This window comes from Stenotrophomonas capsici (assembly GCF_034961085.1).
Lineage (GTDB): Bacteria > Pseudomonadota > Gammaproteobacteria > Xanthomonadales > Xanthomonadaceae > Stenotrophomonas > Stenotrophomonas capsici.
This window is the reverse complement of the sequence record NZ_JAYFUH010000076.1, coordinates 1-16,513: the sequence shown is the minus strand read 5'-3', so window position 1 is coordinate 16,513 and position 16,513 is coordinate 1. Positions and strand designations below refer to the sequence as shown.

13 protein-coding genes are annotated in these 16,513 nt (G+C 58.2%); 10 read left to right on the top strand and 3 right to left on the bottom strand.

Going from position 1 to position 16,513, the window contains the following annotated elements:
• Window positions 1–86: 86 nt before the first annotated feature.
• From VA603_RS06490 to VA603_RS06460, 7 genes are all read left to right on the top strand, one after another.
• Window positions 87–1,475 (top strand): glycosyltransferase, encoded by a 1,389-nt coding sequence (locus VA603_RS06490; protein ID WP_323438306.1) that lies wholly within the window; start codon window positions 87–89, stop codon window positions 1,473–1,475.
• Between the two features lie 56 nt (window positions 1,476–1,531).
• Complete coding sequence (wecC, locus tag VA603_RS06485) at window positions 1,532–2,821, top strand: UDP-N-acetyl-D-mannosamine dehydrogenase (RefSeq protein ID WP_323438305.1); 1,290 nt, start codon at window positions 1,532–1,534, stop codon at window positions 2,819–2,821.
• A 9-nt stretch (window positions 2,822–2,830) separates the two neighbouring features.
• Window positions 2,831–5,932 carry a glycosyltransferase family protein gene (locus VA603_RS06480; protein ID WP_323438304.1) on the top strand — a complete coding sequence of 1,034 codons (3,102 nt, stop codon included), beginning with the start codon at window positions 2,831–2,833 and terminating at the stop codon, window positions 5,930–5,932.
• Window positions 5,933–5,944: 12 nt separating this feature from the next.
• Window positions 5,945–8,128, top strand: a complete 2,184-nt coding sequence (locus tag VA603_RS06475; protein ID WP_323438303.1) for a glycosyltransferase — start codon at window positions 5,945–5,947, stop codon at window positions 8,126–8,128.
• A 140-nt stretch (window positions 8,129–8,268) separates the two neighbouring features.
• A complete protein-coding gene (locus tag VA603_RS06470; RefSeq protein WP_323438302.1) occupies window positions 8,269–8,739 on the top strand; it encodes a hypothetical protein in 471 nt (156 codons plus the stop codon).
• Between the two features lie 771 nt (window positions 8,740–9,510).
• On the top strand, window positions 9,511–10,212 hold the full coding sequence (locus VA603_RS06465) for a class I SAM-dependent methyltransferase (protein ID WP_323438301.1): 702 nt from the start codon (window positions 9,511–9,513) through the stop codon (window positions 10,210–10,212).
• Window positions 10,212–10,922 (top strand): DUF6270 domain-containing protein, encoded by a 711-nt coding sequence (locus tag VA603_RS06460; protein WP_323438300.1) that lies wholly within the window; start codon window positions 10,212–10,214, stop codon window positions 10,920–10,922. Before VA603_RS06465 ends, VA603_RS06460 begins: the two co-directional genes overlap by 1 nt.
• Window positions 10,923–10,935: 13 nt before the next feature.
• Here the strand turns inward: VA603_RS06460 and wecB are convergent, their stop codons facing one another.
• The 3 genes from wecB to VA603_RS06445 all read right to left on the bottom strand — a co-directional run bounded on the left by wecB (window position 10,936) and on the right by VA603_RS06445 (window position 13,953).
• Window positions 10,936–12,072, bottom strand: coding sequence for a non-hydrolyzing UDP-N-acetylglucosamine 2-epimerase (gene wecB / locus VA603_RS06455; protein WP_323438299.1), 1,137 nt, complete (start codon window positions 12,070–12,072; stop codon window positions 10,936–10,938).
• A gap of 199 nt (window positions 12,073–12,271) precedes the next feature.
• Window positions 12,272–13,207, bottom strand: a complete 936-nt coding sequence (locus VA603_RS06450; protein WP_323438298.1) for an electron transfer flavoprotein subunit alpha/FixB family protein — start codon at window positions 13,205–13,207, stop codon at window positions 12,272–12,274.
• Entirely contained in the window at window positions 13,207–13,953 is a 747-nt protein-coding gene (locus VA603_RS06445; RefSeq protein ID WP_057627298.1) for an electron transfer flavoprotein subunit beta/FixA family protein, read from the bottom strand. Before VA603_RS06445 ends, VA603_RS06450 begins: the two co-directional genes overlap by 1 nt.
• Before the next feature lie 245 nt (window positions 13,954–14,198).
• Between VA603_RS06445 and rfbB the strand changes: the two genes are divergently transcribed.
• From rfbB to rfbC, 3 genes are all read left to right on the top strand, one after another.
• Entirely contained in the window at window positions 14,199–15,260 is a 1,062-nt protein-coding gene (rfbB, locus tag VA603_RS06440) for a dTDP-glucose 4,6-dehydratase (RefSeq protein WP_323438297.1), read from the top strand.
• Between the two features lies 1 nt (window position 15,261).
• The gene (gene rfbA / locus VA603_RS06435; protein WP_323438296.1) at window positions 15,262–16,149 is read left to right on the top strand and encodes a glucose-1-phosphate thymidylyltransferase RfbA; all 888 of its coding nucleotides are present in this window, start codon (window positions 15,262–15,264) and stop codon (window positions 16,147–16,149) included.
• Window positions 16,146–16,513 (top strand): dTDP-4-dehydrorhamnose 3,5-epimerase (rfbC, locus tag VA603_RS06430; protein ID WP_323438295.1); only part of this gene is annotated, 368 nt, incomplete at its 3' end. The genes rfbA and rfbC, both read left to right, overlap by 4 nt.

Here is a 16,513-nt window from a genome sequence, read left to right as displayed (position 1 = left end):
CTGCTGGAAAGGTGTCTGAGGTGCTGGCACAGTTCAAGGAGCTTCTCGTCGCACCCTCCAACAGTCCGCAGCAAGGTTAGGTGCAGATGCGTTTCTTGTTGATCGCCTATGATTTTCCGCCTATTCCCTCGCCGCAGGCGTTGCGCTGGGCCTACTTGACCAGGGAGCTCGTGAAATCGGGGCATCGCGTGGAGGTGATCGCTCCCGATGTGCCGGGCTATGGCCCTGGTGGTTTGCCGGAATTGCCTGCCGACGTGATCGTCCGGCGTGTCTTCCCCGGACGCCTTACCCGATTCCTGCTTGGACGTGGCCGGAAGACTACTGTCCCCGCTACAGCGGCGGCCACGGCATCGACGGCGGATGAAACGAGGGGGGCTGCTGTTGAAGAGGTCCTGAACTGGAAGGGCCGGCTGAGGAAGTCCTTGGAATCCTCATTTGCTGGTGGGGGTAGCGGGCTCAATTGGAAAGGCCGTCTGGCTGAGAAGATAAAGGCCACGGTCTCGGACCGGGTATTTCCTGACTATCGCGCCGAGTGGGTGGAGCACGCGATCGCGGCATTGCAGGTGTCAGTTGCCGAAGCACGACCGGACGTCGTGGTGGTCTCGCACGAGCCGGCGTGCGCCTTGCCCGTGGGTATCGCAGCTGCCAGGCAGGGGCTGCCCTTGGTTGTTGATCTGGGTGATCCGGTCTTGGCACCGTATACCCCGGAAAAATGGAAGAGGGCGGCCTTTGCGCTGGAACGAGATGCTTGCCATGCAGCGATGATGGTGAGCGTGACCACTGATGCAGCGGCGGAAGTGCTGCAGGAACGGCACTCATTGCCCGATGGAAAGGTCGTGGTCATTCGGCAAGGATTCGATCCGGATTTCCGTAACGATGCTGCCCATAGCGGTGTTCTATTCGATTCCGGCATGCTCGAGTTGCTCTATACGGGCAGTTTCTACAGTTTCCGAAGTGCGCAGATGCTGCTGGATGTTGTTCTATCGGTTCCGGGGGTCCGCCTGTCGATTGCGACAATCCGGGCGCCGGATTATCTCCTGGAGTATGTGGATCGATCACAGGGACGGATACGGTTACTCGGATTCCTTCCCCATATGGCGGCAGTGGCGGCCCAGCGCCAATGCGACATCCTGGTGAACCTGGCGAATGCAGATCCTGTGCAGGTGCCGGGCAAGATCTTCGAATATCTGGGTGCCGGCAAGCCGGTCATGCACCTGCGCGGGGAACATCAGGATGCTACCGGTACGCTGGTATCCGCGACGCGTGCAGGCTGGGATATCGCTTCGACACCGGAGCAGATAGAGTCGGCCCTGATTGAAGCAATTGATTGCAAGGCAGAGGGAAAGCTGTCGATGCGTGCTCCGCGACGCGATCAGGTCGGGCAGTACTCCTGGCCCAGTCTGGCAGCACGCTGGCTTTCTGATGTGGAAGCAGCTTTGGACCGGCGGCGTAGGCCTGCTGACGCCATCAGCTGAGTATTGGGTGCTCCGTCAGTTTCCCAGGAGCGCCATTTCGATATAGAAGGAGTTTTATGAACGGCAATGTTGATCCCCTCATGGGGACGGGCAGCAGGATGAATGATCGGACCGTGTCCGTTATCGGCTTGGGCTACATCGGTCTGCCGACTGCAGCTACTTTCGCCGCGCATGGCCGCACCGTCATAGGCGTGGATATTTCCGAGCGAGCAGTGAGCGCGGTTAATCAAGGGCAGGCGCACATCGAGGAACAAGGGTTGCCGGAGATGGTTTCGCAAGGTGTGGCCAGTGGCAGGCTCCGTGCCGTCATCAGCCCCATCTTCGCAGATGATTTCATCATCGCGGTGCCGACCCCGGTCGACCATGAGACCCATCATCCCGATATCGGCTATGTAATGGCGGCGGGTCGCTCCATTGCACCGGTTCTTCGCAAGGGCAACCTGGTCGTTCTGGAGTCGACTTCTCCGGTCGGGACCACCCAGCAGTTGGCACGGCTATTGGCTGAACTCCGCCCTGATCTGCGCTTCCCGCTTGATGGCGAGGCGGAGCCGGATGTGAACCTGGCCTATTGCCCGGAGCGCATCATTCCCGGTCAGATGCTACGGGAACTGGTAGAGAACGATCGCATCATCGGTGGCATGTCGGAGCTTTGTACGGAGAGGGCCGCAGCGCTTTATCGCACCTTCGTCAAGGGTGAGTGCGTACCCAGCGATGATCGTACCGCGGAGCTCTGCAAGCTGGCCGAGAATTCCTATCGGGACGTCAATATTGCCTTTGCGAATGAGTTGTCGATGATCTGCGGCAACCTTGGGATTGATGTCTGGAAACTGATCGAGCTGGCCAACCGGCATCCGCGCGTGAACATCCTGAAGCCAGGTCCGGGCGTCGGCGGGCACTGCATCGCGGTGGATCCGTGGTTCATCGTATCCAGCGATCCAGAGCGTGCGAAGATCATCAAGACCGCGCGTCAGGTCAACGACAGCAAGCCGAAGTATGTACTCGAGTTGGTAGCGGAGGCCGTCGAGGTACTTGCTGGAAAGAGTCCTCGCATCGTGTGCCTTGGACTTTCCTATAAGCCGGACGTGGATGATTTCCGCGAGAGCCCCGCTCTTGCCGTTGCTCAATCCCTGTCCGCCACCTATCCCGGCTCTGTTGTCTGCGTGGATCCATTTGCGCACGCTCTTGATGCATCAGGCGAGGACGTGGCGAGCCTGGATGTCGCCCCGTTTGATGGGGGCTTGATGGATGCAGATATTGTGGTCGCCCTGGTATCGCACACCGCTTTCCAGGCGATTCCCTATCCGGTGGACGCGTCCGTCATTGATGCCTGCGGGCTGTGGAGCTGAGGAACGATCATGCATAACGAGCACGGTGATAGCCCTGACGCTGTCAACCCCTGGGCCGACCACATCAATGAGGCCTACTACGACGGAATGGGCGCCGCTTTTGGCGCAAAGACCCGTGATCGCATCAACTGGATGTGTTCACAGGTTGCCGGTGAATCCGTGCTCGACGTTGGCTGCAGCCAGGGTATTACGTCGATCCTGCTGGCACGCGAGGGCTTGCGTGTCACCGGAATTGATATCGATCAGCCCACGATCGATTACGCGATGGCGGAGCGGGCGAAGGAAATCGCTTCGGTGCAGGAGCGCATCGAGTTTCGCTGCCTGGATCTGGCGGCACTTCCGCCTGCGGCGTTCGATACAGTCCTCATGGGGGAGGTGATCGAGCACCAGACCAGTCCCGAGCGTTTCCTTGCGCGAGCGGCCAGTTTCGTCGCACCCGGTGGGCGGCTTGTCGTCACCGTTCCCTTCGGCCTCAATCCGTGGCCGGACCACAAATCGACGATTTTCCCGGGAGACCTTGCGCTGGGCTTGCCCCCCGGTTTCGCCCTGCGCGAGTTGATCGCAAGTGACGGCTATATCCGCATGGTGGCCGATCGCGACGCTGCTGCTCCTATGTTGGACTGGAAGCTGTTGCTGGGTGCAACCAGGATCGGTGCGTTGGAGGTTCATCGCAGGTACTACGAAATTGTCGAGGAACTGAAGCAGCTGCATAAGCAGAAGGCGCTGCTGCAAAGCTCGATCCAGACGATTCAGGGGCAACTGGATGGTGAAGCCAAGGAAAGGATGCGTTCAGAGCTGACCCTGAAGGAGGAGCAAGCCAAGCTCGAAAGCAAAATGGAAGAGTTGGAGGCACTTCGCGCGGAGCGGGACTGCGTGAAGAGTGTCCTGGACAGCGTTTCCGCAGAAAATGGGGACGTCAGGACGGAGCTTGAACGTTCCGATGCGGAACTACGAAGTGCAAGGGAGAGCATCAACGCGATCCGGGCGAAACTCACTGGCAGTGTTGCTGAGACCGATGATCTGCGCCTTAAACTGGCGAATGCATCCGAATTGCAGAGCCGCCACGCAAAGGTGCAGAAGCAGCTGAGCGACGAAAAGCAGGCTCTGGAATCCCAGCTTGTCTCGCTAAGATCCGAGTTCGCCGTTGCCCAGCAAAAAAGGACAGGGCACTTCCTGCATCTCGAGGCAGAGCGCGAATATGTTCGCATCTTGCAGGAGCGCATGCGCGAATTGCATGAGGAGAACTATCGCTTCACACATTCATTGGCACTTGCTATAGGACAGGCGGTCCTGCAGCTACGCACGCTACGAGGCATCTTTGGTTTTCCGATTGCTGTCCTGCGTGCGCTGAACGCATACCGCCGCCGTGATGGCTCGATACCCAAGTTGTCTCTGCCTACGCGACCATCGCATCGGCCATTGCCGTCAAGTGGCTCCGCTGGTGCGGCCTCTTCCCAGATGGGCGCCTCACCTGCGGTGAGTGTGGCTGGTGATCTGGCGCGCAAGCAGTTGTCCATTGCCGGGTGGACGCAGCAACTTGCTCCTGGCAAGAGTGCGGTGATGAGCGTCATGGATGAGTTCTCGCGTGCCTGCTTTGCTCCTCATGCCAATCTGATCGAGCCTCGGCCTGACAACTGGGAGGGCCTGCTGGATCGATATCGCCCGCAGTTTCTTTTCATCGAGTCTTCTTGGAAGGGAAATTCCGGAACCTGGCAGTATCGGGTGGCTAACTATGCCAATCCGCCAGGGAACGAAGTTCTGGAAATGGTTGCCGAGTTCAAGAAGCGGGGAATTCCTACTGTCTTCTGGAACAAGGAGGATCCCGTTCACTTCAATGATTTTGTCGGCAAGGCGATTCACTTCGACCACGTCTTTACCACGGCCGAAGAAGCGATAAAGAAGTATGCAGATAGAACCACGGCGAAGGTGAGTGTCCTTCAGTTTGCCGCCGAGGAGACACTGCACAATCCGGTTGGAAGTGGTGAGCGAAACTCCAAGGTGTGTTTCGCGGGTAGCTTCTATGCCAATCGCTTCCCCGAACGTCGGGACGATCAGCTGATGTTGCTGGATGCTGCACTGGAGCATGACTTCGATATTTTCGACCGGAATCACAAGCCCGGTTCCTTGGCATCGGATTTCTCATTCCCGGAGCGCTTTTCCAAAAATATACGCGGTAGCCTGCCCTATTCGGATGTGAATGACGCATATCGGAGATATCGGGTTTTTCTGAATGTCAATTCGGTCGTGGATTCGCCGACGATGTTTTCCAGGCGGGTATTCGAGTTGTTGGCTTGCGGTACGCCGGTGGTCAGTACTTGGTCTGAGGGCACCGAAGCGACATTTGGTGATGATCTGGTATGGCATGTCCGTACCCCTGAGCAGGCCAGAGAGGCTTTGTCGGTACTCATGAATGATGATCGCGAATGGACGAGGAGGAGCCTGAGTGGCATTCGTGAGGTGTTTGCCAAGCACACCTATCGGCACAGGTTCCAGCAGATCCATAAGGCTATAGGTCTGGAGCAGATCGAGAAGGGTGGATTCGCGGAGGTTCTGGTGGTGGCAGAGGCCGAGTCCGGCGCAGCTGCGCGCCAGTTGCTGGATGCATTCCATCGGCAGATTCTGCCAACGGGATCCACCAAGCGCCTGATGCTGGTTTGCCGTGGCGATGTTGAGGTGGAAGCCGGGAACTGTCTGGATGTTGGGGAGGTTCAGGTGATCCGCAGTGAACGCAGGATCACGGAAGTAGTTTCCGAGATCGGATCCAGGCCCGATGGCGATGCGCTCGCTGTGATGACGGCGGATGCAGTTTACGGAAAGTTCTATCTGCAGGACCTGATGAATGCGCTGCGATACAGCGGTGCGACCGTGGTCGGTAAGCCATGCGATATGAGACAGCAGTATCGATACGATGTCGAGCTGGATCAGGCTTCATTGGTGATGGATCTTGCATCGCTTTCAATCCGCGATTGCGTGAGACTTCTTGGGAAAGAGGAGCTTGCCGGTCCTGGTGAAAAGACCCGGTTTGCAGCTGATTCCGCGAACTTCCGACGGGTGGGGGAAGTGCTGGATCGCAGTCGATACCAGGGGCAAATTTTGAATATTGAGATCTGAGCAGGGGCCAACATGTCAAACAGGAAGATCCGCGTTGGTGTCAGTGGACACGATCTTAAATTCTGGTATCCGCTGCAACGGGAGTTGGAGGCCACCGGTAGGTATGAATTCCGGGAGGATGTTTGGAGCGGACACGACCAGCATGATGAGGAAGTCACTCGCGATCTGATACGGTGGGCAGATGTTCTGGTGGCTGAATGGGCCATGCAGAACGCTGTCTTTTTGTCCAGAAACAAGCGGGCTGGACAGCGACTTCTGGTGCGCTTGCACCTCCAGGAGCGCGGTACTTCCTATCCGGAGCGTATTGACTATGCGAATGTCGATGCAATGATCTTCGTTGGCGCACACATCATGGATGAATGTGTGGCCAAGTTTCACATGCCCAGGCGGATATGCTATGTGGTCGGAAACTATGTGGATGTTGATGCATACTCGCTGCCAAAGTTTGGTGGCTCCCAGTTCAATCTCGGCATAATCGGTACCGCGCCAAGGCGAAAGCGCCTTGACCTCGCCTTGGATACGCTGGAGATTCTGGTGAAGCGCGACGCAAGATATATGCTGCGCGTTAAGGGTCAAAGCCCAGCTGATATCGCCTGGTTGTGGGGGCGGGTTGTAGAGCGTGAGTACTACGAGGCGCTCTATGAGCGAGTTAATTCGGGGGAATTGAGGCACAGAGTCGTCTTTGATCCGCAAGGCCGGGATGTGCCGCAGTGGCTGAAGATGGTTGGCTTTGTTCTTTCGCCATCCGATTTCGAGAGTTTTCACATGGCTGTGGCTGAGGGGGCCGCTTCCAGTGCGATACCAGTCGTCTGGAACTGGACTGGTGTCAACGACATCTATCCGGAGCTTAGCCCGGTTGCCAGTGCAGCTGAGGCCGCAGACCAGATTGACTTCTTCAATAGAAGCGCGGCGGGCCCTCGATTCCGTGGTCAACTACAGGATGCAATGCGCGCTCGGTATGACAAACGTAGTGTCGTATCGCGCTGGAAGGAATTGCTGGATTCATGTGATTTCAATGTAAGCTCGGTATCGGGCGTAAAACGTGATGTGCTCGTTGTGTGGGCAATCGACGTTTGGGAGACGTTCCATAGGCGAGAAATGCTGGTGGCATTGGCCGGGCATCTTGCTGAAAGTCATGACCTGCTTATCGTCGAGCCTGGAAGCCATTACCAAACGGTCGCTGATCTCGGATGGGCGCCTGCCGACGAGCTGGAGCGGATGGCAAACGGTGAAATGATCAAGGTCGGCGACAATATCTTCCGAACGAGGCTTTTCACCGGCGGGATTCCAGCAGGCATACCCAGGGCGTCATACCAAGGGTCTAGTGATACCCTGTCGGTGCTCTCTGGTCTTATTGATGAGCATTATGGTTCAGAGGCTAGGCTGCTACATTGGATCTATAAGCCAGATCAGGCTGCTCGGATTGGAAGTAGGGCGAAGTTTGTATACGAAGTGTACGACGAGTACACGATGGACTTCGGGACAGGGACGATTCACGAAGATGTGGTAAAGATGGAGTTGGGCGCGCTGCGCGCTGCTTCACATGTGTTTTTCACTTCCAGCCCTCTGCTGGAGCGAAAGTCAGGTGCAGCGACTTCCTTCTCGCTGGTCGGAAATGGCGTAGCAATCGATGTGTTTTCCAGGTACCGCATTGTCAATGAGAGCTATGGCGGGCGTCCGGTGGCCGGCTACCTGGGCAATCTAGCAGCATTTTTCGATTGGACATTGATGGAAGACGTCTGTCGGAGGATGAGTGAAGTCGATTTTGTTTTCCATGGGCAGGTGGAACTGTCCGAGAAAGACTCTAGATGGTCTTGCTATGTCGGAATGTGCGCCCTGCCGAACGTTACATTCACTGGGCGAGTTGGGCGGGAAAGAGGTGCGGCAGCTATCAATCGTTATGATGTGCTGTTGATCCCATTTGTGGTCAATGATGCCATGCATGCGGTCAACCCATTGAAGCTCTGGGAGTATTTTGCGACAGGGTTGCCTGTGGTCAGTACGCCCATGGACGCTGTTTGTGAAGACTCGCCCTTGCTTCGTGTCGCGCACGGTTCTTCCGATTGGCTGAACGCCATACGTGAAGCACTGAGCGAGAAGGACATGGGCTTGCGCGACCGCAGGATCAAGCGCGCCGAGGAGCAGGCTTGGCGTTACTTGACCAGAGAACATGCAGGGGTTGTTGCTTCACTTTGACCTAGGGCCAAGTGCCAATTTGTTGGTAGTAGAATTTGCGGTTTGAACGGTTGGTTGATTTCTCTCATTGATGCTCCCACGCAAATCCGTCGGAAAGCGTTGATGGGGTTTACTTATCGAAATTGTATCGGAGATTTAATATGCTGCGTTTTGCTCGTAGTTCGGTCTTTGCGTTGATGGCTTTGGGAATGGTCGGTTGTGGAAATTCTCCTGTACCTGCTGATGGTGCTGCTTCGCCGGCCGAGCCGGCTGTTGAGGCAACTGATGTTTCCGCTGCTGTTGCTTCCGACTTTCCCCGGGGTTTTGTCCCTGAGTTTTCCTATCGGATTCGATCCAAGGCAAATGACACGGTAGAAGGAGTCGAGTACAAGAGGCTTGTTGTCGAGTTCAAAGGCGCGGATGTGGCGAGTATTGATAAGGCTGTCGAAGCTGGACTAGTGAAAATCGGGTATCGTCGATACAAGACTCTTAATCAGGAAAATGGGGCAATCGTAGGCGATTACGGCAAGGATGGTCATCGCATCACCGCAACCACTACGCCAAAGTCAGAATCGATGAGCCTTTTTGATCCTGAAGCCAAGGGCACGGTCTACTTTGTTTGGCGGCCGTAATTTTCGGATATAGAGCACCGAGATGAGCGGTGTGGAAGCGACGGGCAGGGGTGTGCGTGTCCGCTGACCCAACCGTGGCTATGGGGCGTCCTTGTGGCGCCCCTTGCTTATTTCCCTCATAACGGCTGGTTTGCCAGGGTGGTGAGCGCCTTCTGGAGAGCAGGAGATTTTGTGGTCGGCGAGTAGGTTGATCTCGCTCCCAATGTTGAGCGCCGGCTGATCATTCTGTATCCCTCGGGGAAATTCCAGTACGACATTTCTTTTGGGGCAGCCATCGCCACGCGTGATTCCGGGTTCTGTGGGTGGGTGTCGAAAGCATAAACCGGCGGCATGTTTGCCCGTTGGTACCCGGTCGATGCATTGTCTTCTTTCTGAGCTCGGGAGGTGCTGCATCGACTGTTTGCAGTTGCCTAAAACTCCGGCCTTGTCAGTCGTGCTGAGAATAGTCCCGCTCTCCGTTTTGCTGAAACGCAAGGATCATTGTTCTTGTCATTGCCTCGAGTCTCTGATCAAGTGTTTTCGATGGATGGGAATCAGGCTTGTGCTCAGATCGCCTATGGTCGAGATCACCTGGGAGTGAGCTACGAGTCTCAGCTGAATGGATCCCCATAAGGTATCCTGCCAGAGTCAGATGCATCTCGAGTGTGATCGGTGATTGAGTAGCCACTCTGAAGTTTCGGAGCAGCTCTTCGGAACTTCGCGAGTCAGGCAAAAGGTGAAAGACGTGTTATATATCTGCGTTGCCGATAGCCAGCATAGCAAGGGGCGCATATGTGGGATGAACTGCAAGCCTGTTTGCCGAAGGATTCTGCCGAGCAGTTCAGTGCTGGCCAGTACGCCGCCAAGCTGGCGCCTTCCCTGCCTAAGGGGGCGCTTGTTCTGGATCTGGGCTGTGGCTCCGGCGTCTCTGTTGATCTTTTCCGCCGAATTGCACCGCAAGTCAAATGGCTCGGGGTTGATATAGAGGACTCGCCAGAGGCTGTTGCCCGTACGCGCAAGGACGCGGAGTTTCGATATTACAATGGGATCGACATACCAGTTGCGCCCGATTCCATCGACATGATCTATAGCCGCCAGGTGTTTGAGCATGTTCGCTATCCGGAAAGCGTGCTGGCCGATATTGGTCGCGTGCTGAAGCCGGGTGGTGTGTTTATCGGATCAACTTCGCACTTGGAGCCATATCACTCCTTCAGTTTTTGGAACTATACACCGTTCGGATTTAAGCGTTTGATTGATGCGGCGAGTGGTTTGGAGCTGGTGGAAATGCGTCCAGGGATTGATTCCGTCACACTCATTAATCGTGCGTATCGTAATAATGATCCGGAAATGAATCATTGGTTCGGTGAGGAGTCGCCTATGAACCGCGAAATCGATGAATGGGCAAAAATGGGAGGACATTCCGTGCAGGAGGCCGCTTATCGCAAACTCGCTTTTTGCGGGCAATTCGCGTTCTGGGTTAGGAAGCAGGGCTGATGCAGAGAGTCTTCATTCTTGGAAGTTGCGTATCACGTGATGCGTTGGAGTATGCGTCTGAAGAGTTCGAGATTGTCAGCTACCTGGCCAGAACATCTGTAGCCAGCATTGGCTTGTCGCCCGTTGACGACACCGAAGTGCGCGAGATTGTGGAGCGACTACCAAGTGCATTTCAGCGTCGAATGCTGGTCAATGATCTCGACAAGACCACGCTGTCGGTGATTGCAGGCATAGAGCATGATGTAGTCCTTCTGGATTTCATCGATGAACGCTTTGATTTGATTATTGCTGGTGACTCACTTTTCAGTCTTTCTGGTGAGCTGAAGAATGGAGGGTTCGAGCCCGGTGAGCGGGACGTGATCAAGCCTGGTGGCGAAGAATTTTTAGTGCATTGGATTGCAGGGCTAGAGCGATTTCTGGCTGCTGTGGAACCCGCGACGCTTGTGCTTAACAAGGCATACTGGGCAGAGGCCTTCCCCGACGGCTCAGATGCATCCAGCTTGGGCTGGATACGAAACAATAATGCGTTCTTGAAACAACTGTATGACGCGCTTGAAGAGCGTTGGACGCTGCCTACAATTACATATCCGGAATCTGTGGTTCTGGCGGATCCCGATCATAAATGGGGGAGGGCTCCATATCACTATGTGAAGCCCTTCTATGAACATACAATCCAGTCGCTGCAGGCGCTAACTGCCCGCAGCGAATAAGGCGCCACCTTCGCTATGAAGCGAGCAGGTCCGAGACGATTTGACTGATGTGGTGTGAAGCCAAGCCGTCGCCGTAAGGGTTGTGTGCGTGTGTCATTCGCTGATAAGCGAGTGGATCATCAAGCAAGTTCTCCACTTCAGCCACGATATGCATGGCTGAGGTTCCGACCAACTTTACGGTGCCAGCATCGATGGCCTCCGGCCGTTCGGTTGTATCGCGCATCACCAGAACTGGCTTGCCAAGCGACGGCGCCTCCTCCTGGATGCCGCCAGAATCAGTGACGATGATGTGGGAACGGCTCATGAGGTAGACGAATGGCAGATATTCCTGCGGATTGATGAGGTGCACCGAAGGCTGATCGCCGAGAATTCGGTTCACGGGCTCCTGCACGTTGGGGTTGAGGTGCACTGGGTATACGACCTGCGTATCGCCACGTGCAGCGATATCCTTGAGTGCATGGCAGATCTGTTCAAAGCCATCACCGAAGTTCTCGCGGCGGTGGCCGGTGACCAGTATCAGGCGCTTGCTTTGGTCGAGGAATGGGAAGCGTGCTGCAAGTTCCGATTCCAGCGCGGGGGATGCCTTGATCTTGCTGACAACGGCCAACAGCGCATCGATCACGGTGTTGCCAGTGATATGAATGGTGTTGGGATTGATGCTTTCCGCGCTCAGGTTTTCTGCAGATTTCTGAGTCGGGGCAAAATGCAGCTTCGCCAGAACACCGGTCAGCTTTCTATTTGCTTCCTCCGGCCACGGCGAATATAGGTTCCCCGTGCGCAGACCTGCTTCAACGTGACCAATGGCCGTGCGCTGATAGAAGGCCGCCAACGAGGTGGCGAAGGTGGTGGTGGTATCGCCGTGCACCAAAACGATGTCGGGTTTGTGTTTGGCGATTACGCTTTCCATGCCTTGGACGATTCGCGAGGTCAGGCCTGAAAGGGTCTGGCCGGGTTGCATGACGTTGAGATCTTCGTCGGGGGTGATCTCGAACAACTCCAGCACCTGGTCCAGCATCTGGCGATGCTGGGCGGTGACGGCGACGATGGTTTCCAGTTCCGGGCGCTGTTTGAGAGCGGTTACCAGGGGTGCCATCTTGATGGCTTCCGGACGGGTACCGAAAACCACCATTACCTTTTTACGAGGCGTCATGTTGCTCTGAACTCCTTGGTTGCGTCTGCCAATCGGCTTTTCGCTCTGCGACTGGTGCGCGTGGGTGTGCTCTTTGCCAGCGAGCCATTCTACGCTGCCTGCTTTTCTTTTTTGCTGTAGGGTCCTGCCTGCGCGCATGAAAAAAGCGGCCCGATGAGGACCGCTTTTTTTTATTTCGCCGCTGAGCGAAGTAGTGGCGTTACAGCGCCGCTTCCAACTCCGGCAACAGGCTGAACAGGTCACCCACCAGCCCGATATCGGCCACCTCGAAGATCGGCGCGTCGCCGTCCTTGTTGATGGCCACGATGGTGCCGGCGTCCTTGATGCCGGTCAGGTGCTGGATGGCACCGGAGATGCCGACAGCGATGTACAGCTCCGGGGCGATGATCTTGCCGGTCTGGCCGACCTGCATGTCGCTGGGCACGTAGCCGGCATCGACCGCGGCGCGCGAGGCACCGACGGCGGCGCCGAGCTTGTCGGCCAGCTGGTAGATCACCTTGAAGTTCTCTTCCGAACCGACGCCACGGCCGCCGGAAACCACGCGCTTGGCGCTCTGCAGGTCCGGGCGGTCGCTCTTGCCGGCGGCCAGGCCGATGAAGCGGGTGTGCGAGGGCAGGGTGGCATCAACGTTGATGGCCTCGACCGGGGCGCTGTTGCCCTTGGCTGCTTCCGGCCACGAAGCGGCGCGAACGGTCGCCACGACCACCTGGTCGGCCGGCACTTCCACGGTGATGATGGCGTTGCCGGCGTAGATCGGGCGCTTGAAGGTGTGCGGGCCTTCCACGCTCATCAGGTCGGAGACCTGGTTGACGCCGAGCAGTGCGGCCACGGCCGGGATCAGGTCCTTGCCGGTGGTGGTCGAGGCGCCGAACACGTGGCTATAGCCGATGGCGGCCTTGGCGATCTGCGGTGCCTGCACCTGGGCCAGGGCATGTGCGTTGGCCGGGTTGGCCAGGGTGAGCACCTTGCTGACGCCGGCGATCTGCGCGGCTTCGGCGGCGATGCCGGCCGGGTCGGCGGCCAGCACCAGCACGTCGATGTCGCCACCGACGGCGGCAGCGGCCGAAACGGTCTTGGCGACGGCGCTGTTGAGCTTGCCGTCCAGGTGCTCAGCGATAACGAGAATCTTGGCCATTACAGCAACCCCTTCTGCTTGAGTGCAGCCACCAGTTCGGCGGCGTCCTTCACCATCACGCCCTTGCTGCGCTTTGCCGGCGCGGCGTAGTGGGTGGTCTTGAACGTGTCGGCGGCTTCAACGCCCAGGTCGGCCAGCTGCAGGGTTTCCAGCGGCTTGGCCTTGGCCTTCATGATGTCCGGCAGCTTGATGAAGCGCGGTTCGTTCAGGCGCAGGTCGGTGGTGATCACCGCCGGCAGGTCGACTTCCAGCGTTTCCAGGCCGGCGTCGACTTCGCGGGTGACCGTGGCCTTGCCGTCGGCGATCTCGACCTTGGAGGCGAAGGTAGCCTGCGGGCGCGCCCACAGCGTGGCCAGCATCTGGCCGGTCTGGTTGGCGTCGTCGTCGATGGCCTGCTTGCCGAGGATGACCAGGTCCGGTTGTTCCTTCTCCACCAGCTTGAGCAGGGTGCGGGCGGCGGTCAGCGGCTGGATGGCCTGGTCGGTCACCACGTGGATGGCGCGGTTGGCGCCCATGGCCAGGCCGTTGCGCAGGTGCGCCTGGGCATCGGCCGGGGCGATGGTGGCAACCACGACCTCGGTGGCGATGCCCTTGTCGCGCAGGCGCAGGGCCTCTTCCAGGGCGATTTCGTCAAACGGGTTCGGCGAGAGCTTGACGCCATCGGTCACCACGCCGGAGCCGTCCGGCTTGACCTGAATGCGGACGTTGTAGTCCACCACGCGCTTGTACGCGACGAGGATTTTCATGTGCTGCGGAGTCCTTCGGTTGCTGAGGGGGCCGGCCGGGCCGGGAGTTAAGGTTTTTCCCGATTCTAGCTGGGAAGCATGCTCCATGCGAATGCGTATGGTCCGGTCGGGTTGCCAGCAAATGTCCTGACAATTCGTGCTCGGATGGAGACCTGCGTCAATGTTGGGGCGGTGTTGGACAGGGCCGATATATCCTTGTGCACGAAAGAGCCGCGCAATGTCGGCGTACAGAGGAGATCCAACGCGTGTCCACGTGGCTTGTAACCGGCGGTGCTGGCTTCATCGGCGGCAATTTTGTCCTGGAGGCGGTTGCCAAGGGCGTACGGATCGTCAATCTCGACGCGTTGACCTATGCGGGAAACCTGCAGACATTGGCCGGCCTGCAAGGCAACCCGGCGCATGTGTTCGTGGAAGGCGACATCGGCGACAGGGCCCTGGTCGCCCGCCTGTTGGCCGAGCACCAGCCGGACGCGGTGCTGAACTTTGCCGCGGAGAGCCACGTCGACCGCTCCATTGATGGGCCGGCGGCGTTCATCCAGACCAACGTCGTGGGCACCCTCGGCCTGTTGGAGGCCGTGCGGGACTACTGGAAGGCACTGCCACCGGACAAGGCCGAGGCGTTCCGATTCCTGCACGTCTCCACCGACGAGGTATACGGCACGTTGGGCGAGACCGGGAAGTTCACCGAAACCACTGCATACGCGCCCAACTCACCGTACTCGGCGTCGAAGGCCGCATCCGACCACCTGGTCCGTGCCTTCCACCACACCTACGGATTACCGGTGCTGACCACCAACTGTTCCAACAACTACGGCCCGTACCACTTCCCGGAGAAACTCATTCCGTTGGTCATTGCCAAGGCATTGGCCGGCGAGCCGCTGCCGGTATATGGCGATGGCAGGCAGGTGCGCGACTGGTTGTTCGTTGCCGACCACTGCGAGGCGATACGCACGGTGCTGGCCAAGGGCAGGGTCGGCGAAACCTACAATGTGGGTGGCAACGCGGAGAAGCAGAACATCGAGGTGGTGCAGGCGATCTGCGCACTGCTGGATGACCGTCGTCCACGCGCGGATGGCAAGCTGCGCAGCAGCCAGATCACCCATGTCGCCGATCGCCCCGGGCATGACCGCCGCTATGCGATCGATGCCTCCAAACTGAAGAACGAGCTGGGCTGGGAGCCACGCCACTCCTTCGAGGAAGGCATCGCTTTCACCGTTGACTGGTTCCTGGCCAATCAGGCTTGGGTGAAGGGCGTGCTGGATGGCAGCTATCGCCTGCAGCGCATCGGCACGGGCGAGGTGGCCTGAGATGAGCCAGCGCAAGGGCATCATTCTGGCCGGCGGCTCGGGGACACGGCTGTATCCGATCACGCAGGGCATCAGCAAGCAGCTGCTGCCGGTCTACGACAAGCCGATGATCTACTACCCGTTGAGCGTGCTGATGATGGCCGGCATCCGCGAGGTGCTGGTGATCAACACGCCGCACGAGCAGGTGTTGTTCCGCAGCCTGCTCGGCGACGGCTCACAGTGGGGGATGGACATCCAGTACGCGGTGCAGGCGAGTCCGGACGGGTTGGCACAGGCCTATCTGATCGGCCGCGAGTTCGTCGCCGGACAGCCGAGCTGCCTGGTGCTGGGCGACAACATTTTCCACGGCACCGGCCTGCGCGAGGTGTTGCGGCGTGCCGATGCACGTGCGCACGGCGCGACGGTGTTCGGTTACTGGGTCAACGACCCCGAACGCTACGGCGTGGCCGAGTTCGACAAGGATGGCAAGGTGGTCGGGCTGGTCGAAAAGCCCACGCAGCCGCGCTCCAACTATGCCGTCACCGGCCTGTATTTCTACGACGGAAAGGCCAGTGACTATGCCGCGGAGCTACGACCTTCGGCACGTGGTGAGCTGGAGATCACCGATCTCAACCAGCGTTATCTCGACGAAGGCAACCTGCACCTGGAGCCGCTGGGGCGCGGCTACGCCTGGCTGGATACCGGCACCCATGCATCCTTGCTGGAGGCCTCCAATTTCATTGAGACACTGCAGACGCGACAGGGCCTGCAGGTGTGCTGTCCGGAGGAAATCGCCTTCGGGCAAGGCTGGATCAGCGCGGAACAGCTTGAAATGTTGGCTGCACCGCTGTTGAAAAATGGCTACGGCCAGTATCTGCAGAAGCTGCTGCAACGGGGAATTGTTCCGTGAAGGTGATTGAAACCAAGTTGCCGGGTTGCGTGGTCATCGAGCCGGCGGTGTTCGGCGACGAGCGTGGCTTCTTCTTCGAGACCTGGAATGCGGAGCGCTTCAAGGCCGAAGGCCTGCCGGACCGGTTCGTGCAGAGCAACGTATCTTCCTCGAGCAAGGGCGTGCTGCGTGGGCTGCATTACCAGTGGCCGCGCCCGCAGGGCAAGCTGGTCAGCGTGCTGGAAGGGGAGGTCTACGACGTGGCGGTGGACATCCGCCGTGGTTCGCCCACCTTTGGCCAGTGGGAAGCGGTCGTGTTGAGTGCGGAGAACAAGCGCCAGTTCTGGATCCCGGAAGGTTTCGCACACGGCTTCGCCGTGTTGTC

What these genes read in the sequence shown, in the direction of transcription:
- VA603_RS06490 (WP_323438306.1), top strand. Translation starts at nt 87, where the DNA reads ATGCGTTTCTTGTTGATCGCCTATGATTTTCCGCCTATTCCCTCGCCG.
- wecC (WP_323438305.1), top strand. Translation starts at nt 1,532, where the DNA reads ATGAACGGCAATGTTGATCCCCTCATGGGGACGGGCAGCAGGATGAAT.
- VA603_RS06480 (WP_323438304.1), top strand. Translation starts at nt 2,831, where the DNA reads ATGCATAACGAGCACGGTGATAGCCCTGACGCTGTCAACCCCTGGGCC.
- VA603_RS06475 (WP_323438303.1), top strand. Translation starts at nt 5,945, where the DNA reads ATGTCAAACAGGAAGATCCGCGTTGGTGTCAGTGGACACGATCTTAAA.
- VA603_RS06470 (WP_323438302.1), top strand. Translation starts at nt 8,269, where the DNA reads ATGCTGCGTTTTGCTCGTAGTTCGGTCTTTGCGTTGATGGCTTTGGGA.
- VA603_RS06465 (WP_323438301.1), top strand. Translation starts at nt 9,511, where the DNA reads ATGTGGGATGAACTGCAAGCCTGTTTGCCGAAGGATTCTGCCGAGCAG.
- VA603_RS06460 (WP_323438300.1), top strand. Translation starts at nt 10,212, where the DNA reads ATGCAGAGAGTCTTCATTCTTGGAAGTTGCGTATCACGTGATGCGTTG.
- wecB (WP_323438299.1), bottom strand. Translation starts at nt 12,072, where the DNA reads ATGACGCCTCGTAAAAAGGTAATGGTGGTTTTCGGTACCCGTCCGGAA.
- VA603_RS06450 (WP_323438298.1), bottom strand. Translation starts at nt 13,207, where the DNA reads ATGGCCAAGATTCTCGTTATCGCTGAGCACCTGGACGGCAAGCTCAAC.
- VA603_RS06445 (WP_057627298.1), bottom strand. Translation starts at nt 13,953, where the DNA reads ATGAAAATCCTCGTCGCGTACAAGCGCGTGGTGGACTACAACGTCCGC.
- rfbA (WP_323438296.1), top strand. Translation starts at nt 15,262, where the DNA reads ATGAGCCAGCGCAAGGGCATCATTCTGGCCGGCGGCTCGGGGACACGG.